Source organism: Amorphoplanes friuliensis DSM 7358 (assembly GCF_000494755.1).
Classification (GTDB): Bacteria; Actinomycetota; Actinomycetes; order Mycobacteriales; family Micromonosporaceae; genus Actinoplanes; species Actinoplanes friuliensis.
This window is the reverse complement of the sequence record NC_022657.1, coordinates 5,219,030-5,241,644: the sequence shown is the minus strand read 5'-3', so window position 1 is coordinate 5,241,644 and position 22,615 is coordinate 5,219,030. Positions and strand designations below refer to the sequence as shown.

Annotated in this window: 19 protein-coding genes; 9 read left to right on the top strand and 10 right to left on the bottom strand. The window is 70.8% G+C overall.

The window, feature by feature from the left end:
- Positions 1–2 precede the first annotated feature (2 nt).
- The 3 genes from AFR_RS24360 to AFR_RS24350 are packed head-to-tail and all read right to left on the bottom strand — an operon-like array spanning position 3 to position 4,734.
- Complete coding sequence (locus AFR_RS24360; protein ID WP_023363701.1) at positions 3–1,679, bottom strand: FAD-dependent oxidoreductase; 1,677 nt, start codon at positions 1,677–1,679, stop codon at positions 3–5.
- Positions 1,676–3,997 carry an FtsX-like permease family protein gene (locus AFR_RS24355; RefSeq protein WP_023363700.1) on the bottom strand — a complete coding sequence of 774 codons (2,322 nt, stop codon included), beginning with the start codon at positions 3,995–3,997 and terminating at the stop codon, positions 1,676–1,678. The genes AFR_RS24360 and AFR_RS24355 overlap by 4 nt, the downstream gene beginning before the upstream one ends.
- Positions 3,994–4,734: an ABC transporter ATP-binding protein gene (locus tag AFR_RS24350; protein ID WP_023363699.1), complete on the bottom strand. Its 741-nt coding sequence runs from the start codon at positions 4,732–4,734 to the stop codon at positions 3,994–3,996. The genes AFR_RS24355 and AFR_RS24350 overlap by 4 nt, the downstream gene beginning before the upstream one ends.
- A gap of 134 nt (positions 4,735–4,868) precedes the next feature.
- On the opposite strand from AFR_RS24350, the gene AFR_RS47985 reads away from it, so the two are divergent.
- From AFR_RS47985 to AFR_RS24330, 4 genes are read left to right on the top strand one after another with little or no spacing between them, the layout of a single operon-like run.
- Entirely contained in the window at positions 4,869–6,113 is a 1,245-nt protein-coding gene (locus AFR_RS47985) for a sensor histidine kinase (protein WP_023363698.1), read from the top strand.
- Positions 6,095–6,748 (top strand): response regulator, encoded by a 654-nt coding sequence (locus tag AFR_RS47980; RefSeq protein ID WP_023363697.1) that lies wholly within the window; start codon positions 6,095–6,097, stop codon positions 6,746–6,748. Before AFR_RS47985 ends, AFR_RS47980 begins: the two co-directional genes overlap by 19 nt.
- Before the next feature lie 45 nt (positions 6,749–6,793).
- Positions 6,794–8,800, top strand: a complete 2,007-nt coding sequence (locus AFR_RS24335; protein WP_041841092.1) for an alpha-1,4-glucan--maltose-1-phosphate maltosyltransferase — start codon at positions 6,794–6,796, stop codon at positions 8,798–8,800.
- A gap of 56 nt (positions 8,801–8,856) precedes the next feature.
- Entirely contained in the window at positions 8,857–9,912 is a 1,056-nt protein-coding gene (locus tag AFR_RS24330) for a YncE family protein (protein ID WP_052359449.1), read from the top strand.
- On the opposite strand, the gene AFR_RS24325 is transcribed toward AFR_RS24330, so the two are convergent.
- Positions 9,887–10,726, bottom strand: coding sequence for a phosphotransferase (locus AFR_RS24325; protein WP_238547383.1), 840 nt, complete (start codon positions 10,724–10,726; stop codon positions 9,887–9,889). The two genes, AFR_RS24330 and AFR_RS24325, sit on opposite strands and share 26 nt — an antisense overlap.
- A gap of 48 nt (positions 10,727–10,774) precedes the next feature.
- Complete coding sequence (locus AFR_RS24320) at positions 10,775–13,081, bottom strand: PAS domain S-box protein (protein ID WP_023363693.1); 2,307 nt, start codon at positions 13,079–13,081, stop codon at positions 10,775–10,777.
- Between the two features lie 110 nt (positions 13,082–13,191).
- On the opposite strand from AFR_RS24320, the gene AFR_RS24315 reads away from it, so the two are divergent.
- From AFR_RS24315 to AFR_RS24305, 3 genes are all read left to right on the top strand, one after another.
- Complete coding sequence (locus tag AFR_RS24315; RefSeq protein ID WP_023363692.1) at positions 13,192–13,998, top strand: SAM-dependent methyltransferase; 807 nt, start codon at positions 13,192–13,194, stop codon at positions 13,996–13,998.
- A gap of 89 nt (positions 13,999–14,087) precedes the next feature.
- Entirely contained in the window at positions 14,088–15,176 is a 1,089-nt protein-coding gene (locus tag AFR_RS24310) for a sugar ABC transporter substrate-binding protein (RefSeq protein WP_023363691.1), read from the top strand.
- Positions 15,177–15,230: 54 nt separating this feature from the next.
- Positions 15,231–15,704 carry a hypothetical protein gene (locus tag AFR_RS24305; RefSeq protein WP_041841091.1) on the top strand — a complete coding sequence of 158 codons (474 nt, stop codon included), beginning with the start codon at positions 15,231–15,233 and terminating at the stop codon, positions 15,702–15,704.
- Here the strand turns inward: AFR_RS24305 and AFR_RS24300 are convergent.
- The 4 genes from AFR_RS24300 to AFR_RS24285 form a co-directional block, all read right to left on the bottom strand.
- Complete coding sequence (locus AFR_RS24300; RefSeq protein WP_023363689.1) at positions 15,701–16,363, bottom strand: hypothetical protein; 663 nt, start codon at positions 16,361–16,363, stop codon at positions 15,701–15,703. The genes AFR_RS24305 and AFR_RS24300 overlap by 4 nt on opposite strands.
- 39 nt (positions 16,364–16,402) lie before the next feature.
- Positions 16,403–17,542 carry a type III PLP-dependent enzyme gene (locus AFR_RS24295; RefSeq protein WP_148308041.1) on the bottom strand — a complete coding sequence of 380 codons (1,140 nt, stop codon included), beginning with the start codon at positions 17,540–17,542 and terminating at the stop codon, positions 16,403–16,405.
- A 283-nt stretch (positions 17,543–17,825) separates the two neighbouring features.
- Complete coding sequence (locus tag AFR_RS24290) at positions 17,826–18,041, bottom strand: DUF397 domain-containing protein (RefSeq protein ID WP_023363687.1); 216 nt, start codon at positions 18,039–18,041, stop codon at positions 17,826–17,828.
- 101 nt (positions 18,042–18,142) lie between these two features.
- A complete protein-coding gene (locus AFR_RS24285; protein ID WP_023363686.1) occupies positions 18,143–18,991 on the bottom strand; it encodes a helix-turn-helix domain-containing protein in 849 nt (282 codons plus the stop codon).
- Between the two features lie 206 nt (positions 18,992–19,197).
- Here AFR_RS24285 and AFR_RS24280 point away from each other — a divergent pair, with 206 nt between their 5' ends.
- A complete protein-coding gene (locus tag AFR_RS24280) occupies positions 19,198–19,836 on the top strand; it encodes a GOLPH3/VPS74 family protein (protein ID WP_023363685.1) in 639 nt (212 codons plus the stop codon).
- Between the two features lie 62 nt (positions 19,837–19,898).
- The gene (locus AFR_RS24275; RefSeq protein ID WP_023363684.1) at positions 19,899–21,431 is read left to right on the top strand and encodes an APC family permease; all 1,533 of its coding nucleotides are present in this window, start codon (positions 19,899–19,901) and stop codon (positions 21,429–21,431) included.
- Positions 21,432–21,809: 378 nt separating this feature from the next.
- Here AFR_RS24275 and AFR_RS24270 read toward each other — a convergent pair whose 3' ends face one another.
- Positions 21,810–22,367 (bottom strand): hypothetical protein, encoded by a 558-nt coding sequence (locus AFR_RS24270; RefSeq protein WP_023363683.1) that lies wholly within the window; start codon positions 22,365–22,367, stop codon positions 21,810–21,812.
- Positions 22,368–22,615 lie beyond the last annotated feature (248 nt).

Here is a 22,615-nt window from a genome sequence, read left to right as displayed (position 1 = left end):
GGTCAGCCGCGCAGCACCGGGGCGGGCTCACCCTGGCTCGGGTCCCGCTCCGGATCCCGATCGGTGCGCGCGCTCAGGAACTGGTGCACCGAGCGGATCACCGACGAGCCCTCACCGACGGCCGCCGCGACGCGTTTCATCGACCCCAGTCGCACGTCACCGGCGGCGAACACCCCGTCCAGGGACGTCTCGTACGGCAGGCGGGAGGCACCGTCGAGGGCCACGTCGGTGAGCACAAAACCGTCGTCGTCACGGCGTACCGTGGCGGGCAGCCAGCCGGTGGCCGGACGGGCGCCGATGAAACAGAAGAGGCCGCGGGCCTCGGCCCGGGTGACCTCCCCGGTGGTCGTGCGGCGCAGCGAGACCGTCTCGAGGTGCTCGGCGCCGTCGACGGCCTCGACCACCGTGGACGACGCGACGGTGATGCGGTCGTGGGCCTCGATCCGGTCGATCAAGTAGGACGACATCGACTCGGCGAGCGACTCGCGCCGGATCACGATCGTCACGCGGGTGCAGCGCCGGGCCAGGTAGAGCGCCGCCTGACCGGCCGAGTTGCCCCCGCCCAGCACGAGGACCGGCTCGCCGGCGCAGAGACCGGCCTCCAGGTCGGTGGCCGCGAAGTAGATCCCGGCGCCCTCGAGGCGCTCCCAGTTGTCCAGCGGCAACCGCCGGTACTGCGCGCCGGTCGCGACCACGACCGTCCGCGCCGACAGGCGGGTGTCGTCGCCGAGCGTCACGGTGAAGCCGAGCGGGGACGGCTCGATCCCGGTCACCCGGCACGGGCTGTTGAGCCGTGCCCCGAACCGCTGCGCCTGGATCGCCGCGCGGGTGGTCAGCTCCGCGCCGGAGATGCCGTCCGGGAAGCCGAGGTAGTTCTCGATGCGGGAGCTGGCGCCGGCCTGCCCGCCGGGGCCCGTCGCGTCGAAGACCGCCACCTCCAGGCCCTCGGAGGCGCCGTAGACGGCCGTGGCCAGCCCGGACGGGCCGGCACCGACCACGGCGACGTCGTAGAGCCGGTCGTCGCCCGGTCGCTGGGTCAGGCCCAGCACCTCGGCCAGACGCCCGGGTGTGCAGCTCAGCAGGACACCGCCCGGGTGCACGACCACGGGCAGGTCGGCGCGGGACGCCCCGGCCGAGGCCAGCTCACCCGGATCGGCGTCCGCGTCGGCCCACCGGTACGGGATGGTGTTGCGGCCCAGGAACGTCCGCAGCGCCAGCGACGGCTCGGACTGCGCCGTGCCGATGATCTCGATCGGCGCGTTGGTGGCGCCGTCGGCCAGCCGCAACCGCCGTCGCGCGATCATCGCGGTGACCAGCGTGTCGGCCAGATCGGTCTCGCGGTCCAGCAGCTCCCGCAGGCGGTCGTGGGGGATCGCCAGCAGCGTGCTCTCCACGGTCGCGCGGGCCGTCACGTACGGGCGCTGGCCGGTGAGCAGGTTGAGCTCACCGACAAACCCGCTCGCGCCGAAACGAGCGAACTCCACCTCGTGCCCGGGCGTCTCGTCGCCGACACCGATCTCGCCGGCCAGGACCACCAGCAGGTCGTTGCGCTCGTCGGCGGGGGAGTAGACGACGTCCCCGGCCGCGACCGTGCGGATCTCGCCGTAGGCGCGCAGCCCGGCGAGCTGACTGTCGGAGAACCGCGGGTCGACCGGATCCTGGGCTGCCTTGCTGGTCACCGGCCCAGCATGCCCTGCCGGTGCCGGGCCACGACCGCCGGGATGAGCGCCGCGGTCACCGCGGCGATAGCGCAGGCCGTCGTGACCGCGCCGAGCGCCTCCCACGGCACGACGATCGGTGACCGCACGGACAACAGCGCAAGGGCGGCCCGGATGCCGAGCAGGTCGACCGCGGTGACGGCGAGGCCGAGCAGCGCGCCGACTGCGGTCACGGTCAGGGCCTCGGCCGCGATCAGCAGCAGCACCTGCCGCTGGGTCGCTCCGGCGAAGCGCAGGGCGCCGACCTCGCGGGCGCGGTCGGAGGTGGCCATGACCAGGGTGTTCGCCAGCGCGATCGCCGTGTAGACGAGCGCGATGCCGAGCACGACGAGCAGGCCGGCACGGGTCTGGCGGCCCGTGCGTGGCTGCTCACCGGCGAGCCACTGGTCGCGGGTGAGCACCTCCGGCACGGCCGCCCGCACAGCGTCGGGTTGCCCGCGGACCTCCAGGAGATCGGGGACCGCTCCGGGGGCGTTGTGCGGGGTGACGTAGGCGCCGGTGCTGCCGGTGCCGGTGGCCAGGACGGCGGCGATGCGCAACGTGGTCCGGGTGCCGTCGCCGATCCACAGGTCGACCCGTTCGCCGACGGTGTGCCGCTCCCACTCCTCGTTCACGACGATGCTGCCGTCGTCGAGATCCGCGAGCCGTCCCGCCTCGACCGGCAGGATCCGCAGGGCCGCGAGGCTGGCCGGGTCGACCGCCCGGGCCTCCGAACTGCTCCCATCGGGCAGAAAGACCTCGGTGGGCGCGCTGGTCAGCACGGTCGTGCCGGGCACCGCCCGGACCTTCGCCACGGTACGCGCGTCGAGCCCACCCTCCGCGCTGATGACGAGGTCGGCGGTGGTCCGGTCCCGCAGTTCGGTGGCCTTCGCCTCGGTGATGGTCGCCGTGGCACCGAGCAGCGAGCCCGCCAGCGCCACCGTGATCAGCACCGGTGCCGCGATCGCGGCGGTACGCCGTACCCCGGCCGCGGCGTTCTCCCGCACGAGCAGGCCGATCACGCCGGGCAGGCGTACGACCCGCAGCAGCGGCCGCACCAGCAGGGGCGTGAGCAGGGCGACCGCCGTGATCAGCAGCATCGGCTGCGTGATGTACGTCTTGCGGTGCAGCGCCTCGCCGGGGTCCGTGGCGATCCGCCAGGCGACCAGCCCGAGTGCGGTCGCCAGCAGGGCCGCACCCGCGACCAGCCGTCCGGGTGTCAGTGCCCGGCTGTCGACGGCCGCCTCGCGCAGGGCCTCGACGGGCCGGACACGCCCGGCCCGGACCGTCGCGGCGGCGGCACCGGTCAGGGCCACGAGCAGCCCGGTCCAGAACGCCACCTGGTACGGCCAGGTGTGCCCGCCCACGGTGAACCAGTCCGGCGCCAGCCGCTCCTCGACCAGGAACCGTGCCAGCACCGGCGCCGCGCGGGAGCCGAGCAGGCAGCCCGCGGCCGAGGCGACCACACCGACGACCGCGGCCTCGCCGAGCAGCATCCGGCGGACCTGACCCGGGGTCGCCCCTGCCGTCCGCAGCAGTCCGAGCTCGCGCCGCCGCTGCGCTACCGAGAAGGCGAACGTGGAGGCCACCACGAACACCGACACGAACGCCGTGACACCGCCCGCAGTGCCCAGCAAGGCGTTCACCGCCACCAGCGCTTCGGAGTCCCGGTCCGGGTCGGGGTCGGCGAGGCGGCGGTTGTCGCCGGTGAGCACCCGGACCCCGGTGACGTCCGGTGTCGACTGCAGCACGAGGTTGTCGATGCGGGGAGACAGGCGCGCAGCCTCGGCCGGGTGGAAGAACACCGCCTGCTCGTACGGCACGGGACCGACCACGCCGACCACCGTGCGGACGTCCGTACCGGCGGCGGTGGTGACCGTGATCGTGCTGCCGGGTGCCGAGCCGCTGAGCACCACCTCGTCCGCCCGGGCCGGTACACGTCCGGCCACGAGGCGGTAGCCGCCGTAGGTCGCCACGGGCCACGGGTGGCCGACCAGATCGCGGTTGTCCGCGCGTACCGGGAAGGAGCGGTCGATGATCGCGGCCGGGAACCGGGCGGCGAGCTCGGGCGGGACACCGTGCGGGTGGGCGAGCGGCTCGGTCCGGTCGCCGATCCGCACCTCGTCGAAGGCGCGGACGACCACGGGCGCCCCGGCAAAACGCTCCGGGTGTTGCGGGGGAGCGTCCAGTGTGGAGGCCAGGGCCAGACCCGTCGTGACGAGCAGGCCGACGCCCAGCGCGAGCGCCACGAAGGTGCCGAGCAGGGTCACCGCGCGGGTCCGCAGCGCGGCCAGTGTCACTCTGAACACGGTGCCGTCTCCAGCCGGGTCATGCGGTCCGCGACCGACGCCGCCGACGGCGTGCTCAGCTCGCCGTGCAGCCGCCCGTCGACCAGGAACACCACCCGGTCCGCGCTCGCCGCGGCGACCGGATCGTGGGTGACCATCACGACGGTCTGACCGTCGTCGGCCATCCCGCGCAGCAGCCGCAGCACCTCGCGGCCGGTCGTCGAGTCCAGGGCGCCGGTCGGTTCGTCGGCGAAGAGCACCTCGGGGCGGGTGATCAGGGCCCGGGCCAGGGCGACACGCTGCTGCTGGCCGCCGGAGAGCTCGTCCGGGCGGTGCCGTGCCCGGTCGCCCAGACCGACGCGCGTGAGGGCGGCCCGGATCTCCGCGCGGGCGGGCCGCCGGCCGGCGAGCCGCAGCGGCAGGGCGACGTTCTGCTCGGCGGTCAGCGCCGGCAGCAGGTTGAACGCCTGGAACACAAAACCGATCCGTTCCCGCCGCAGCCGCGTCAGGCGGGTCTCGCCGAGCGCGGTCAGCTCGGTGCCGCCCAGCAGCACCGAGCCGGACGTCGGACGGTCGAGCCCGGCCGCGCACTGCAGCAGCGTCGACTTGCCCGAGCCCGACGGGCCCATGACCGCGGTGAAGGTGCCCGCGGCGAAGGACAGGCTCAGCCGGTCGAGAGCGGTGACAGCGCCGTCACCCGAGCCGTACGTGCGGGTCACCGCCCGCACCTGGATCGTGTCATGGTTCATGACGTCGAGCCTGGCCGGACCCGGCGGTTCACACAGCCTCCCCCGCGCTGCTCTTCGGGGTAGCGCAAGGGATACCCCGGAGGTATCCCCTGCGGACTCGAACCCGGCCGCCCCGGCGCTCTACGGTGGTCGCCATGACGGTGCAGCTCGGCAGCAGGGACCTCGTGTCCGGCCGGCCGTGGCGTGCGGCCGGATATCTGCTGGTGTCCGGCCTGACCGGCGTCGTGACGCTGCTCGCCGCCGTCCTGCTCCTGACCGCGGGAACTGCTCTGGCCGTGCTGCTCGTCGGTCTGCCGCTGCTGGCCGGTCTGGCCCTGCTCGGCCTCCCGGTCGCGAGGGCCGGCCGCTGGGCCCTGCGGCTCGTCGACCCGCGCCCGGCCCCCGGTGGTCACCGGCCACCCGCGTACGCGGGACTGTGGCCGTGGCTGACGACCCGGCTGACCGAGCCGCTGACCTGGCGGGAGCTCGGGTACGCCCTGCTCCTCGCCGTGGTGCTCGGCCCGCTCGACCTGCTCGTCGTGACCCTGGCGGTGGCGGTGCCGGCGGCGCTGATCGCCAGCCCGGTGCTGCTGGCGGCCACGGGACAGGTCAACGTGCTCAAGGTCTGGGCGGTCACCTCGTGGCCGGCTGCGTTCGCCGTCTGCCTGCTCGGACTGGGGGCGCTCGCCGTGTGCGCGTACGGGATGGTGGTTGTCGCCGGGGCCCAGGCGGCGCTGACCCGGCTCCTGCTCGCCGGGCCGGACCCCGGGGTGGTCACCGAGCTGACGCGGTCGCGGATCCGGCTGGTCGACGCGTTCGAGGCGGAACGCGGCCGCATCGAACGCGACCTGCACGACGGCGCCCAGCAGCGTCTCGTGTCGCTCACGATGATGCTCGGTGTCGCCCGCCTCGACGCCCCGCCCGGGCCCCTGGAGGCGCAGCTGGCCCGCGCCCACGACGAGGCCGAGGCCGTCCTGGTCGACCTGCGGGAGCTGATCCGGGGCATCCACCCGCCGGTGCTGACCGATTTCGGGCTGCCTGCGGCCGTCGCCGACCTGGCCGACCGCTCGGTCGTGCCGGTCGACGTCACCCTGCCGCTGCCCGGGCGGTTCAGCCCGGCGATCGAGTCGGCCGCCTACTTCGTCGTCTGCGAAGCCCTGTCCAACCTGGCCAAACACAGCGGCGCCGCCCGGGCCGAGGTCTCCGGCGGATATCGCGACGGCCGGCTGGAGGTGCGGATCCACGACGACGGCCGGGGCGGGGCCGCCGCGGGCGCCGGCACCGGCCTGGTCCGCCTGGCCGACCGGGTGTCGGTCGTCGAGGGCCGCCTCTCGCTGTCCAGCCCGGCCGGCGGCCCGACCGTCCTGACCGTGGAGATCCCGTGCCGTCCTACCGCGTGATCCTGGCCGAGGACAGCGTCCTGCTCCGCGAGGGACTGGTCTCGCTGCTGACCCGCTTCGGTCACGAGGTCGTCGCGGCGGTCGGTGACGCCCCGGCCCTGCACGCGGCGGTCTCGGCGGACCGGCCGGACATCGTCGTCACCGACGTGCGGATGCCGCCCGGGCACCAGGACGAGGGGCTGCGTGCGGCAGTCGAGCTCCGCGGCACGGATCCGGCGCTGCCGATCCTGGTGCTCAGCCAGTACGTCGAGACCACGTACGCGACACAGCTCCTCGACTCGGGTGACGGCACCGGCGTCGGTTACCTGCTCAAGGACCGCATCGGCCGGGTGCAGGAATTCCTGGAGGCCCTCGATCGGGTGGTGCTCGGCGGCACGGTGGTCGACCCCGAGGTGGTCCGCCAGCTGCTGCGCCGCCGCCGCGACCCTCTCGCACCGCTGACTCCCCGCGAACGCGAGGTGCTCGCCCTGATCGCCGAGGGCCGGTCCAACGCGGCGGTGGCCGCCCGCCTGGTGATCAGCGACGCGGCGGTCGCCAAGCACATCCGCGGCATCCTCCAGAAACTCGACCTCCCGCAGGACGGCGAGGACCACCGCCGGGTGCTGGCCGTGCTCGCGTTCCTCCGCGCCGGATAGCCGTTGCCCAGCCGGTTCGGCCCGGCTGCACTAGCGTCAGGTGGCATGAGCGCTCCCGGTAGGACCATCGGAAGGATCCCCGTCGTCGGCGTCGCACCCGTGGTGGACGGCGGCGAGCGGCCGGTCAAATCGGTCGTGGACGAGGAGTTCGAGGTCACCGCGACGGTGTTCCGCGAGGGTCACGACGCCGTGAACGCCACGGTTGTCCTCACCGACCCCGCCGGTCGTGCGTCCCGCGCACCGATGACCCGGGTCAACGCGGGTCTCGACGCCTGGGCCGTCACCGTCTGCGCGGACCGCCCGGGCCGCTGGACCTACCGGGTCGAGGGCTGGTCCGACCCGTACGGCACCTGGCACCACGACGCGGTCATCAAGGTCGGCGCCGGGGTCGACGTCGAGCTGATGCTCGAGGAGGGTGCCCGCGTGCTGGAGCGTGCCGTCGCCGAGGTGGACCGCACGGCGGAGCAGGCGGCAGTGTTGGAGGAGGCCGTCACCGGCCTGCGCGACCGGCGGAACGCCCCCGAGGTGCGGCTCGGCGCGGGCGTGACCCAGGCGGTCCGGCACGAGCTCACCGAGCGGCCGCTGCGCGACCACGTGTCACCCGGTACGGACCTGCCGTGGCTGGTCGAGCGGGACCGAGCCCTCCACGGCGCCTGGTACGAGATGTTCCCGCGGTCCGAGGGCGCGACCTTCGACGAGACCACCGGGCTCTGGACCAGTGGCACCTTCCGGACGGCGGCACAACGCCTCACCGCGGTCGCCGCCATGGGCTTCGACGTGGTCTACCTGACACCGGTGCACCCGATCGGCCGGGTCAACCGCAAGGGGCGGAACAACTCCCTGGAAGCGGGCCCGCACGACCCCGGTTCGCCGTACGGGATCGGGTCGTCCGAGGGTGGTCACGACGCGGTCCACCCCGACCTGGGCACCTTCGACGACTTCGACGCGTTTGTCGCCCGCGCCGGCGAGCTCGGCCTGGAAGTGGCGCTCGACCTGGCGCTCAACTGCGCGCCGGACCATCCGTGGGTCTCCAAGCACCCGGAGTGGTTCACGACCCGCGCCGACGGCACCATCGCCTACGCCGAGAACCCGCCGAAGAAGTACCAGGACATCTACCCGCTGAACTTCGACAACGACCCCGAGGGGCTCTACGCCGAGCTGCGCCGCATCGTGCAGGTGTGGATCGACCACGGCGTGACGATCTTCCGCGTCGACAACCCGCACACCAAGCCGCTGGAGTTCTGGGAACGCCTGATCGCCGACGTCGCGGAGACACATCCGGAGATCATCTGGCTGGCGGAGGCGTTCACCCGCCCGCCGATGATGCACACCCTGGCCAAGGTCGGCTTCCAGCAGTCGTACACGTACTACGCCTGGCGCCACGACCGGGCCGAGCTGGAGGAGTACTGCACCGAGCTCGCCGGGCCCGCCGCGGCGTACATGCGGCCGAGCTTCTGGCCCACCACACACGACATCCTGACACCGTTCATGCAGCGTGGCGGGGTTGACGTGTGGAAGATGCGGGCTGCGCTCGCCGCGACGCTGGTGCCCACGTACGGCATCTACGCCGGCTACGAGCTGATCGAGAACGTGCCGCGGCCCGGCGCCGAGGAGCAGATCGACAACGAGAAGTACGAGTACAAGAACCGCCGCTGGGAGGACTACGAGCCGGGCGGGCCGCGCGAGGGGCAGTCGCTGGCGCCGTACCTGACCCGCCTCAACGAGATCCGCCGCGCCCACCCGGCGCTGCACCGGCTGCGCAACCTCCGCTTCCACCGCGCCGACGACCCGGACGTGCTGGTCTTCTCGAAGTCCCGCCGCATCTACGACCGTGACGACGTGGTCATCGTCGTGGCCAACCTGGACCCGTCCGTGACCCGGGACACGTGGGTGCACCTGACCATGCCGGACCTCGGCCTCGGCTGGGAGGAGGGGTTCGTGGCCCACGACCTGATCACCGGCCAGCACTGGAACTGGGGCGAACACGCCTTCGTCCGCGTCGGGCCGGACACCGAGCCGGTCCACATCATTCGCGTTCTGTCCTCCTTTTAGGTACTTACCGGACAAGTCGTCCGCCGGGAGACTGTCCGTGTGATGTCGTGCGCGGGGTGACGCAAGCCGGTCTCGGTGTGCTGGCGCTGGTGGTGTCGGCCGGGGTCGGCGCGGCCACCGTGGTCGTCACCAGGCCCCCGGCCGGCCCGGTGACCATCGCGGCCGCCCCGGTGAGCGCCGTCCCGTCCGCCACCTCCACCCGCCGCAGCAGCATCCCCGGACCCCGGGTCGTCGCCACCCTGCGCGTCGCCGCCGAGCCCGGCGGGGTTGCGGTCTCACCGGACAGCCGCACCGTGTACGTCGCCGGCCAGTCGTCCCGCTTCGTCTCGGTGATCGACGCCGCCACCCGGTCCGTCACCGACGTCCGCGTGCCACGCCCGCCCCGGTTCGTCACCGTCGCCCGCGACAACAGCCGCGCCTACGTGGCGATGTACGAGGACGACGGCAGCCACAGCGGCATCGCGGTCATCGACGCCGAGACCCGCGAGGTCACCAAGGTCGTCGCGACCGGCCCGCAGCCGTACGACCTGGCGGTGGCCCCCGACGGCCGCGTCTGGGTCCCGATCCACAGCGCGGGCCGCGTCGAGGTCTACACCGGCGACGAGCTGCGGCGCGTCGTCACCGTCCCCGTCGCCCCGAACCCGCACTCGGTCCGCTTCGGCCCCGAAGGCCTCCGCGCGTACACCCCCGCCCACGAGTCCAGCGTGGTCTCGGTGATCGACATGTGGGACGACTCCGTCCGCCAGTCGGTCCCGGTCAGCAAGGCCCCGCACAGCCTCGCCGTCTCCCCGGACGGCCGCACGATCCTGGTCGCCTGCTACGACGCCGACCGCGTCGACCGCATCGACAGCCTCACCCTGCGCCGCAGCGGCTCGTTCCCCGTCGGCGACAAACCCCAGAGCGTGACCTTCGCCGCGGACGGCCGCCACGCCTACGTCGCCGACGAGGACGACAACACCCTCACGGTCCTGAACGTCCGCACCGGCGCCACCACCGCCAAGGTCCGCGTCGGCCGCAGCCCCCGCGCGGTCGCGGTCGCCCCGGACGGCCTCTACGCCTACGTATCCGCCGGCGACGACAACACAGTCACGATCCTGCGGGTGTCACCCTGAGCAGCTGATCGACGTCCAGCTTTTGCAGTCTGGCCAGGGTGGCCTCGACCTCGGCGTCGCCGCCGTGGGTGGACTGGTGGTCGAGCCAGCCGCCCTGGGCGGCCACCCAGCCGCCGAACACCCATGGTTCGCGGGGGACGGGCGTTCCGCCCCAGCACTCGTACGCGAGCAGGGCCGCAGCGAACGCACCCGGGTCTCCGTCGGACCAGTCGACGGCCACCGCGGCCGCCTCCTGCACCGCCCCGGCCGGTCCGGCGGCGTCCCAGTCCAGGGCCAGCAGCACGCCGTCGGGCCGCCGCAGGGTGTTCTTGGGGTCGAGGTCGCGGTGGCTGTCCACGACGAGTACGCGGTCCGGCGCGGCGGCCACCCGCCGGGCCAGGCCGGCGATCTCCGCACCCCAGCGTGTGCCGTCCCACGGCGGCTCGGGCCGGTCCCACCGCGGTCGTCCCGCGGCGTGGATCGTGGCCAGGAGCTCCGCGGCGTCCGTCGCCGGTCCCACTCCCGGCTCGCCGTCAGCCCAGCGGTGCACCCGGAACAACCCCTCCCGTACGCGGGAGAGCGCGCGCCCGGTCAGCGGATCCGGCACCGGCTCGGGCATCGCCACTCCGGCATGCAGGGCACGGCGTTCGATCTCGTACGCCGCTTCCACGTTCGCCACAAAATCGGGCCGGTCCGCGTTGAGGAGCATCCGCTTGACGGCGTACGCGCCGTCCTCGGTGATCACCTGCCACAGGTCGTTCGACAGTCCACCCGGCACCGGCACGGGTTCCGCCGTCAGCCGGCCCAGCCCGAACCGTTCCACCACCTCGGCCATGACCACGGCCCGACCCTGGCAGTTGCCGCCGCGCACCGCGACCGATTTTCAGCGGCTCAGTTGCTCGTGCAGGGCCTTGAACAGCTCGGCGCTGGTGAACGGCTTTTCCAGCAGGTGCACGTCCGCGGCCAGGGTGCCGTGGGTGGTGAGGACCGGCTGGGCGTACCCGGACATGAAGAGCACCCGGGTCTCCGGGCGGGCGGCGACGATCGCCTCGGCGATGTCCTTGCCGAGCATGCCGGGCATGACCACGTCGGTGAGCAGGATGTCGACCGGGCGGTCGCCGGAGATCTTCAGTGCCTCGGTGCCGTTGGCCGCGGTCAGCACGGTGTAGCCGGCCCGGACGAGGATCCGTTCGGTGACCTCCCGGAGCGCGGTCTCGTCCTCGACCACGAGGACCGTGGTTCCCTGCCCGCTGAAGGTGCCGGCCGGCTCCGCGGGTCCGGGCACCCGGACCTCGGCGTCGGTCACCGGCAGCAGCACGGTGATCGTGGTGCCGAGACCGGTCTCGGAGTAGATCTGCACGGTGCCGCCGGCCTGCGTGACGATGCCGTAGACGGTCGCCAGGCCGAGTCCGGTGCCCTGCCCGTTCGGTTTGGTGGTGAAGAACGGGTCGAAGGCCTTGTCGATGACGTCCTTCGGCATTCCCGTGCCGGTGTCCGACACGCGGATCCGGACGTAGCTGCCGGCGGCCAGGCCCGAGCGTCCGGCGGCGTGCTCGGTGTCGACCTCGACGGCCGCGGTGTCGATCGTGAGGTTGCCGCCGCCGGGCATCGCGTCGCGGGCGTTGACGGCCAGGTTGACCAGCACCTGCTCGAGCTGGCCGGGATCGGCCATCACGGCGGGGAGGTCGGTGGCCGTGTCGATCGTCAGCGCGATGTGCTCGCCCAGGGAGCGCTGCAGCATCTGGTGGACCTCGGTCACGACGGTGTCGACGTCGAGCGCCCGCGGCCGGATCACCTCGCGCCGCGCGAAGGACAGCAGCTGGTGGGTGAGGTCGCTGCCGCGCCGGGCGGCCCGGGCGATCTGCTCGGCGTCCTTCGCGAACGCGGTGTCCCGGCCGTCCTCGACGATGAACGACGCGTAGTTGAGGATCACCGCCAGCAGGTTGTTGAAGTCGTGGGCGACACCACCGGCCAGCTGGCCGAGGCTCTCCAGCCGCTGCGTGCGCTGGAACCGTGCCTCCAGTTTCTGCTGCTCGGCCTCCTCCCGCAGCGACTCCTGCTCGACCTGGGCGGCCAGACGATCGGTTATGTCGCGGACGGCCGCGACTACGATGAGGCCGTTGCCGGTGTCGAGGGCACTGCAGGAGATGTCCACCGGCAGCTCGCTGCCGTCCCGCCGCCGGGCCGTCCGGGTCGCCCAATCCGGTACGCCCGCAGCGCCGGTGAGCCGTTCGGAGTCCAGCGGGGTCGAGTCACCCCCGGTCCGCAGCACCGCCGACGCCGCCGGCAGGTCGTCGGGGAGCAGCCGCCGTACGGCCATCTGGGTCAGGTCGTGGCGGGGGTAGCCGAACATCCGTTCCGCCTCCGCGTTGACCAGCACGACGTGTCCCGCGTCGTCGACGCCGAGGAGGGCGTCCGGGGCCGCGTCCAGCACCGCCTGCACCTGGGCCTCGGCGCGTTCGCGGTCGCTGACGTCGCGGGCGGTCGTGGTCATGCCGACGATCGTCCCGTCGAGGTCGCGCAGCGGTGAGACCAGCAGCGACACGGCGAGCGTGGTGCCGTCGGCGTGCAGCCGGTAGGTCCGGTACCGGTCCATCCGGCCGCCCATCCGGACCAGGTTGCGGACCTCTTCCTCGTCGACGCGCCGTTCCGCCGGGATGATCGGGTCGACGGGACGTCCCAGCATCTCGGCCGAGGTCCGGCCGTACAGGTGCTCGGCGCCCGGGTTCCAGGTCAGCACCACACCGGTCAGGTCGGTGGTGACGATGGCGTCGTGCGACGACTGGATGATCGAGGCCAGCAGCGCACGCGCCTCCTGCGCCTCACGGTGCACGGTGTCGTCACGCAGCACGGCCGTCACCAGGGTGTCGCCGTCCGGTGCGGCGACCGCGGCCAGTGACACCTCGACCGGGAAGACGCTGCCGTCGGGCCGCCGCCCGCGCAGGGGCAGCCGCCGCAACGGCGGGTGCTCGCTGTTCAGGTATCCCGCGCGGTAGCCCGGGTGGATCTTCCTGATCTCGTCGGGCACCAGCTCGTCGACGTTGCGTCCGAGCAGGTCACCGGCCGGAAAGCCGAACATGCCGTGTGCCCGCCGGTTGGCCAGCGCGATCGTGCCGTCCGACCGGCAGATGATCACGGCGTCCGGCGCTTCGTCCACCAGGAGGCCGGTCAAGGAGTCGAGCGAGTCCACGGTCCCCCCGATCCTGCCGGTATCCGCGGCACGTACCCGCTACCCAACGTAAGGTCAGGAGCACCGAGTGCGGGCCGGGTTCGGCGAATCGGTGCGGGGGAGGCGTCGGCGTGGCAGGAGCGGCTCAGCCGGTCGCGGCGATCGACCCCAACCGGCCCAGCACGGCCCGGATCTACGACTACCTGATGGGCGGCTCCCACAACTTCGCCGCCGACCGGGCCGTGGCGACCCGCGCGGTCGAGCTGCTGCCGGAGCTCCCGGTGATGCTGCACACCAACCGGTCCTTCCTGCGCCGGGCCGTCCGGTACGCCGCCGGCCGCGGCATCCGGCAGTTCCTCGAGCTCGGCTCGGGGATCCCGACGGCGGAGAACGTCCACGGGACGGCCCGCGAGGTACACCCGGACGCCCGTGTCGTCTACGTCGACATCGAGACCAGTGCCGTCCTGCACGCCCGCGAGGCGCTGCGGGAGGAGACGGGCGTCGTGGTGGTCCAGGGTGATCTCCTGCAGCCGCGCGAGCTGTTCACCGACCCGGGCCTGCGCGGAGTTCTCGACCTGACCGAACCGGTCTGCATCATCCTCGCCTCCGTGCTGCATTTTGTGCCGGACAGCCCCGAACTGGTGGCGGCTCTGCGCTGTTACCGCGAAGTGGCCGCACCCGGCAGTCACCTGGTCCTCTCCCACGTCACGGCCGGCACCGACCCGGAGGCCCTGGACCGTGTCGCCGAGCTGTTCGGCCGCACCGGGACACCGCTGGTCCTGCGTGACCCCGCCGTGTTCACGGCCATGTTCCAGGGCTGGGAGCCGGTCGAGCCCGGCATCGTGCCCAGCCGGCTCTGGCATCCCGGGCCGGAACCGGCCGGCGACGGTGCTCCGGCCGGGCCGCCGACACTCGCCGGTGTGGCCGTCAAGATGTGAAAATGGTGGGACTTTTGTCACGACTCGACCGACCTGCTGCCGTGCGCTGCTAGCCTGACCCCCGTTTTGTCGCGGGAGGAGAACCGGGAATGCGTAGCAAGCTGGTGGCGGGTGTGACCGCGGGACTGCTGACCCTGGGCGGTCTTGCCGGTTGTACGGACGACGACACCCCCGTGGCCCGCGGCAACGGCACGGGGAAGGTCGGTGTGATCCTGCCGGACACCACGACCTCCCAGCGCTGGGGCAGCGACGACCCGAAACTCCTCAAGGCCGCGTTCGACAAGGCGGCGGTGCCCGTCGACATCCGCAACGCCGACGGCAAGGCGGAGAACTTCACCCGCATCGCCGACGAGATGATCGCCGGTGGCGCGTCGGTGCTGCTCCTGGCCAACCTCGACGCCGACAGCGGGCGTGCGGTGATCGCCAAGGCCAAGCGGGCCGGCGTCAAGACCATCGACTACGACCGGCTGACCCTCAACGGCGGCGCTGACTACTACGTCAGCTTCGACAACGAGGAGGTCGGCCGCATGCAGGGCCGCGGCCTGGTCAAGTGCCTGAAGAACAAGGGTGTCGCCAACCCGCGCATCGCCTACCTCAACGGCGCGACGACCGACAACAACGCGACGCTGTTCAAGGCCGGCTCCGACGAGGTCCTCCAGCCGAAGTACGACGACGGCTCGTTCCTCAAGGGCCCGGACCAGTCGGTGCCCCGCTGGAACAACGACGACGGCCGGTTCATCTTCGACCAGATGTGGCAGCAGACCGGTGGAGCCATCGACGGTGTCCTCGCTGCCAACGACGGTCTCGGCAACGCCGCCATCACCATCCTCAAGCGCGTCGGCAAGAACGGCAAGATCCCGGTGACCGGTCAGGACGCCGAGACCCAGGGCCTGCAGAACATCCTCGCCGGCGACCAGTGCATGACGGTCTACAAGCCGATCAAGAAAGAGGCCGACGCGGCCGCCAAGCTCGCGATCAGCCTCTACAAGGGTCAGCCCGCCACGGCCGGCGCCCGGGTCAAGGACCCCGAGTCCGGCGCCTACGTGGACTCGGTGCTGCTGCGCCCGACGGAGATCTTCAAGAAGAACGTCGGCGACGTGATCGACGACGGCTTCGTCGCCCGCAAGACCGTCTGCACCGGCGCCTTCGCCAAGTTCTGCACCCGCAACGGCATCTGAGACCGGACCGTCCGCCCGGTAGCGCCGCTCACCCCGGTCTGGTCGAGTACCGGGGTGAGAAAGCAGACTGCGGCGGTGGGCGCGGTGGCGGTGGCGGTGCTGGCCATCGCTGCACCGCTGGCGTTCGCGGGCGATGACAAGCCCGATCCCGTGCCGGCGGCGGCTCTGCCGCCCGTGCCATCGGTTGCTCCGCCCGACCCGGCCCCATCTCCCGTGCCGTCGGCCGCTCGCAAGGCCGTGGCCCCGGATCGGGCGGCCGACGCGCCGAAGGGTATGCCCGACCAGTACGGCTGCCCCGCGACCGCGGACCAGCTGCTGGACGGACTCCGCGACAGCGACCTCGCCCCGGCGCGGGCGCTGGACGGCATCGAGTGCTACCGCGGGTACGCCCGGGCCGACCGTGAGCCGGCTGGCACCACGGTGGTCTTCCGCTGGCAGGAGATGACGGCTTCCTGGGTGCCGCTGGCCGGTCGCTGCCACCAGGTTGTGCCCGCGGCGGTCCGCGACCACCTGAACGGCTGCTCCTAGAAGTAGCTCGCCTTGATGATGCCGTCCGGCAGCCGTGCGCCGGCGGCGTCGAAGGCGCCGAGCTGCGAGATCTCCTCGACGGCGCCCGCGGCGGGATCGAACCAGAAGATCGTCACGTCCGGGTCCGCGCTCCAGGGCGCCAGCACGGCGTTCACGGTCGTCACGCCGTCGAAGGTCGCCGTGATCCGGGCGGGCCGTCCGACGTAGTAGCCGAAGGCGGGCTGGACGACCCGGTCCTCGAGCTGCATCGGCGCCTGCATGGGGTGGAAACCGGCGGTCCGGTCGGAACCGCTGGTCACCGCGATGTTGAGCGCCTCCTCGATCGTCCCGCGGGCGTCGCGTTCCCCGATCGACAGACCCATGCGGATGCCGGGGGTGTGGTCCCAGTCGATCGGCGTGAAGTAGAGGACCCAGGTCTGGCCGCCACTCGCGGGCAGGCCGGTGGCGACGACGTCGCCCAGCCGCCCGTCGACGGGCGCGACGGAGACCGGCACGCTCGGTACGACACTCGGTACGGCAAACGCCGCCGGGGGAGCTGCGTCGTCCCGCCCGTGGACCGCCAGGCCCGCCGTCACGGCAAGCACCACCACGACCGTGGCCCCGGCGACAGCGGGCCAGTGCCGCCGTTTCCTGCCCAGTACGACCGTTGTCTCCGCCATGACCTGCCCCCGCCTTCGCCGACGGGGGCATCGTAGTGCTCAGGTCACGACGACCCGGGGGCGGGCGAAGCCGTTGAAGCGGGACGCGTAGACGGTCGTGTAGGCGCCGGCCGACCCGATCAGCACCTCGTCGCCCTCGCGCAGGTCGGCCGAGAGCGGCACGTCCCGGGCGTACGTGTCCTGGCCGTCGCAGGTCGGACCGGTCACGTGGAAGCGGCGCCGGTTGGCCGAGCCGCGGTTGTCCCGGATCGGGTAGCGCAGGTCGCCGCCCGACTCGAGGACCTCCATCATGCCGTTGAAGACGCCGAGGTCGGTGTGCGCCCAGTAGCCCGAGGGTCGCTGGGCGACACCGATGACGCGGCACCGGAAGGTACCGGCCTCGGCGACGATGCAGCGGCCCGGCTCGGCGAACACCTCGACCGGGTAGGGCAGCTGAGCGATCCCGGCCGCGGCCGCGCGCCCGAACGCCGCCAGCGGGGGCACGGGCCGGTCGTACGCGGCCGGGAAACCGCCGCCGAGGTCCACCATCTGCAGGCGGATGCCGGCACTGACCAGTCTGGACAGCACGGTGTGCACGTCGCCGAGGGCCGCCTCGAGGGCAGCGGGCCGCAGCGACTGCGATCCGATGTGGAACGTGATGCCGTACGGGACGAGCCCGAGGTCGCGCGCCCGCACGAGCAGATCGATCGCGCCGCGGACGTCCACCCCGAACTTGCCCTCGCTCGGCACCACGCTGGCCCGGCCACCGGTGGCGAGTCGTGCGTAGACACAGCTGCCCGGCGCTTCCTCGGCGACGCGGTGCAACTCCTCACGCGAGTCGACGGCAAATCGATAGACACCCGCGCGGGATGCCTGACGGGTCTGTTCGCGTGCGCGAACCGGATTACTGAAGATCACATCCTGGCCGCGCACACCGAGCGTGCCGAGGATTCTGATTTCCTCGACGGAAGCGACCTCGAATCGTGCTCCTGTGGTGTGCAGCACACTCAGGACTCCGGGGTCGGTATTGCATTTGGTCGCGTAGAACGGTCGCACCTGCGGGAATGCGTTACGGAATGCGTCGAGGGCGGCGACGATCCGCGCGGCCCTCATCTCGAGCAGCGGCTCTCCGGGGAGGAGGTCACCAGGTGTTCCGGTCTCCGGATCGGCTTCCGGAGGGTGGGGAAGTGTGGTGCGCAACGGGTAGCCCCTTCACGCTGGGTGATGACTTAACTCCTGAGAGTACACCCCACATATGGCCTGGTGAATACCGCGAGATGTCAGGTATCTGCTGGCAGGGACCCCGGAAACGGGTTCGGGGCGCCCGGCACGGGCGCCCCGAACTTCTTTACCGCAGGGATCCGACAGCACGCAATCCGAAAGCCGCTGACCGACGTTTCACCATCTTGAAACGGATCATGAGCCGGCGGGAAGTTGATTTTGATTCACTACTTCCCCTTCTCGCGCGCTGATCGGTAATCTCTCACTTGTTCAGATCAAACTGTCCGCTCTTGGCCGAGTCAACAAACTCGGCCCAGTTGGACGGGTTGAAAATGAGAGCTGGACCCGTGGGGTTCTTGCTGTCGCGTACGGCAACGGCTGTGTCGAGGAATGCGACCTCGACACAGTTGTTGCCGCCGTTTCCGTTGCTGCGACTGCTTTTCTTCCAAACGGCAGCGTCGAGACGGTGCGCAGGCATGCCAAGCACCTCCCTTCAATATGCGGTTGTAGTTCCCACTGCACGTGGCCCGTGCAGGCCTTGCCGTGATGCTGATCTTGCTGTTCTACGGTCTTGCTGATCTAGCTGTGAAGCAGGCCCTCGACCATCTTGATGGACAGACGACTGTCGAGAGCTTTGGCGCTCAGCCGCTCGAACTCGTCTCGGTAGCGAGCGACCTCTGAATGTTGCTCTTCGTAGTAGTCGCCCGCAAGACCCTCTAGGTAAACTACATCCAAATGAGTGGTCTCCCGGAACTCCAAAAGCGCTGCTGAGCCGCCCAGGAAGGGATGTTCGCCGGCGTCGAACGGGAGAATCTGCACCGTCACGGTGGGTAATTGAGCGACTTCAATGAGATGCCGCAACTGGTCCTTCATGACCTCGGGGCCGCCGACGATGCGGCGCACCACGGACTCGTCGATGATCGCGGCCAGGGCGAGCGGGTTCGCGGCGGTCAGCCGGCCCTGGCGCTTGAGCCGCAGAGCGACCCGGCGGTCGATGTGGTGCGGCGGGTCGGAGGCGCGGCCGGTCCTCATCAGGGCGCGCATGTAAGCCTCGGTCTGCAGCAGCCCCGGAATCAGCACCGGCTCCCACGTGCGGAGCAGGGTGGCCTCGGCTTCCAGGCCGACGAAGTTGCCCGGGCGCATGATGTCCCGGTAGTCCGTCCACCACGTCCGCTCACGGGAGAGCCGGGCGAGGGCCATCAGCGCCTCGCGGTACTCCTCGTCGTCCACTCCGTACAGAGTGAGCAGGTCCTTGACGTCGCGGGCGGTCACCGCGACACGGGCCGTCTCGATCCGGGTGACCTTGGCCGCGTGCCATTCGAAATGACGCCCGACGATCTCCTGGGTCAGGCCGGCAACCTCGCGGCACCGCTTCAGTTCGGCGCCCAGCCGGCGCCTGCGCAGGGTGGGACCTTCGTCAGTAGGCACTGTGGCCCCCTCGGTGGTCTGGAAAGGGATACACGTTCAGCACCGTCCCATGGTCTGCCGAGAGAGTCACGACCGGATTCCGAGTCTAGTACTTCTTGTGTTGACCTTAGAGCCCGGTACATGATGCTGCGAACTAAGAGTTAGTGCGGTCTATACGGGCTGTTGCCCGCGACTGTCTGATGTCGATGTGCCTAGGGAGTGGCGGCGTGCTGGCTGACCAGTTCTATTTGATCGCTCACGAGGATCGGACCGGCCGATCGCGGTTGCATCCGCGGGCCACGGGAATCGGCCTGGCCGCTTCGCTGCTGGGCGAGCTCGTCCTCGACAACCGGCTCAGGATCTTCGCGGGAGACCTCGAGATCGTGAGCAACCAACCTCCCCGAGATGCCCTCACACATTCCATTCTCGACCTGTTGATAGCACAGCCTCAGCACCGCGACGTGCGGACGTGGCTGGCCTATCTCTCCCAGGACGCGGCGATGCGGGTGGGCGAGCGGCTCGAACGGTCCGGTGCGGTCGAGTCCGTGACCCGGCGGAGGATGCTGAGCACACAGACCTTCTACATGCCCAACAACGAGCTGCAGCGCAACGCGGCGGCCTGGGCGCCCATGCGGCTCGCCAACCTCCTGGTCCGGGGGCTCGACATGGCCCTCAGCGACCGGGTGCTGGCCGGTCTCATCGCCGCGACCGGGCTGACCCGGCACGTGCTGTGGGACTTCGAGGCGCACCGGTCCGCCCTCACGGTCCTGCCCAACACGGTGGCGTCGCTGCCGGAGGACCTGCGCCAGCTCATCGAGAACACCGAGGCCAGCGTCGGTTCGGTGCTCGCCGTCGGCCGTCGGTGAGCTCTCGCGGGCGGCACCACCGCCGGCAGGACAACTTCGATCAATGGGCCGGGAGGCTGTTGATGGCACGTAAGGACACCGCTGAACCGGACATCATCACGAGTGCACTCGCTCGTAACCGGCTCGGTGTGCCCTCGGTGGTCTTCTTCGGGGTGGCGGGGGCCGCCCCGCTGACCGTCATCATCGGCTCGATCTCGGCCATCTACGCCATCATCGGCAACACCGCGGTGCCGGTGGCCTACCTGGTGACTGCGCTGATTCTGTCGATCTTCACGGTCGGGTTCGTGGCGATGAGCCGCCACATCGTCAACTCCGGCGCGTTCTACGCGTACATCAGTCATGGGCTCGGGCGCATGACCGGGGTCGGTGCGGCGTTCGTGGCGCTGCCGGCGTACTCGTTGATGCAGATCGGGTTGTTCGGGCTCTTCGGCTCGGCGGCCTCCGACATCCTCGCGGCGCTCGGTTTCAGCGTCCACTGGTTCACCTGTGCGCTGGTCGCCTGGGCGATCGTGGCGGTGCTCGGCCTGCTCTGGGTCGACCTCAGCGGCAAGGTGCTCGCCGTGCTGCTGATCGCCGAGATCAGTGTGGTGCTCATCTACGACATCGTGATGATCGCCAACCCGGCGGGCGGGCACGTCAGCTTCGCCACGCTGGCGCCCGGGGCGCTGTTCACCTCCGACGCCGGGCCGATGCTGGTCCTCGCGGTCGCCGGTTTCGTCGGCTTCGAGGCGACGGTCGTGCTTTCGGAGGAGGCCAAGGACCCCAAGAAGACGGTCGCCCGGGCCACGCACCTCGCGGTCATCCTGGCCGGCCTGCTGTGCGGGCTCTCCGCCTGGGCCATGTCGGTGATCACCGGTCCGAGTCAGGTCGTGGCCACCGCCCAGGAGCACCGGACCGACATGGTCTTCGCCCTGGTCGGCCCGCACGTGCCCGGCATCCTGGTGGACATCGGCTACATCCTGTTCCTGACCAGTGTCTTCGCGGCGCTGCTCGCGTTCCATGCCGCGGTCGCGCGTTATCAGTTCGCCCTCGGTCGTGAGGGTGTGCTGCCGGCGGCGTGGGGGCGCACCCATCCGCGCACCGGCGCACCCCTGCTCGGCTCGATCACCCAGAGCCTGCTGGCCCTCGGGGTCCTGATCGCGTACGCCGTGGCAGGTCTCGAACCGCTGTTCTGGATCTTCGCCTGGCTGACCACCATCGGCGGCCTCGGGGTGCTGTTCCTGATGTGGAGCGCGTCCTTCGCGGTGCTCGTGTTCTTCGTGCGCCACCGCGGCCTGGAGAACGCGTGGCGGGCCACGATCGCCCCGATCATCGCCTTCCTGCTGCTCAGCGCCGTTCTCGGCATCACCGTGATCGGCTTCGGCGAGATCCTGCAGGTCGAGGGTGACTCGCCGTTCCAGTGGCTCGTCCCGGTGCTCTACTGCGCGGTCGCGGTGATCGGCGTCGTGTGGGCGCTGGTCATGCGGGCCGCACGACCGGAGACCTACGCCGGCATCGGCCGCGGTGCCGACGGAAGGTACGTCGCCACACCGGAAGGACCACCGCAGACCAAAGGGTCACACGAGCCCGTAGGTGCCCGCGGTTACCACTACTGACCAGCACGGCCTGACCAACCGCGAGAAAAAGGGAACCCGATGAGCCGCTGGAGCCAATCCGGACAGGCCGCGCGCACAGCAAAGGCGGGCCGGGCGAATGACCACGTCATCGCGTTCGACGCTTGCCATCCGCTCGACCCGCCCTACCTGCAACACCGTCAGGCGTCCCGTGTGGTGCACCCCGGTCCGCAGAACCGGGGTATCGGCAGCACCCCGCAGGAACGTCGATCACACCCGGCTGGACCCAGCCGGAACCGACGCACCTACCTGGAGGTCGCTACCCCTCGAAAGAACGAACTCACCGTTCCGGACGTTTCCCCGGACCGGCCACGGCAGTGGTCGATGGGGAGGTCGCCCATGGCATGAGGTCGTGTGACGTCAGGCCGCCGGCTCGTCGCTGAAGTCGTAGAGCCAGTAGGACTGCTGGTCGATCCGCTGGAAGCGCATGTTGGGCATGAGTCGCTCCACCATGGACCGGAAGATGTGCGAGAAGTTCAGCACCTCGTCGTTGTAACTGCAGATGTCGATGCCGACGAGTCCGCCCTGGGTGGCCGCGATGATGTACAACTGCTCGACCATCTGGCGGAACATGCGCCGGCCCTGAGCCTGAGGGTGCAACGCGACAAACCCGATGTACCAGATCTTGTTGGCCGCATAGTGCTCGGGCCAGTGCCGCTCGAAGTACTCCGGAGCGATCAGCGGCACCGCGGTCAGATCGTTCGTGTACGTGGACAGTCCGCAGAGGGTCCCGTCATCGTCCACGCACAGGTGCTTCTGAACGCGCTGGTCGCTCATGACCTCGTCGAACTCGTGGCGGTACATCAGGTGCCGCTGCACTGCCATCGTGTTCAGTTCGCGGAACGCGCCGAGATAAAGCTCCCAAGCTGCTTCAAGGGTCTCGTCGTCGTTGATCTGCTCGACAATCTTGATGACCATGCTCTGCTCCCCGCAATGCTGCCGGTCGACCATCAACCTGCGTCTGCACTGAAGTTGATCGATGGTTATTGACCAACAGAGTACGGAGAGTGAGTCAAGAACAACAGCCTGTGAGAAACGGTTTTTTGGTCTTGGTAAGTGCTCGCGCGCTGACGTGAGTGAATTTGGCACGCCATGGTCATGTACTCGATGCAACTTGCAGGCGAAACACGCTCCCGCCGAGCGCCGGGCCGCCGCCGAGTCCGCAC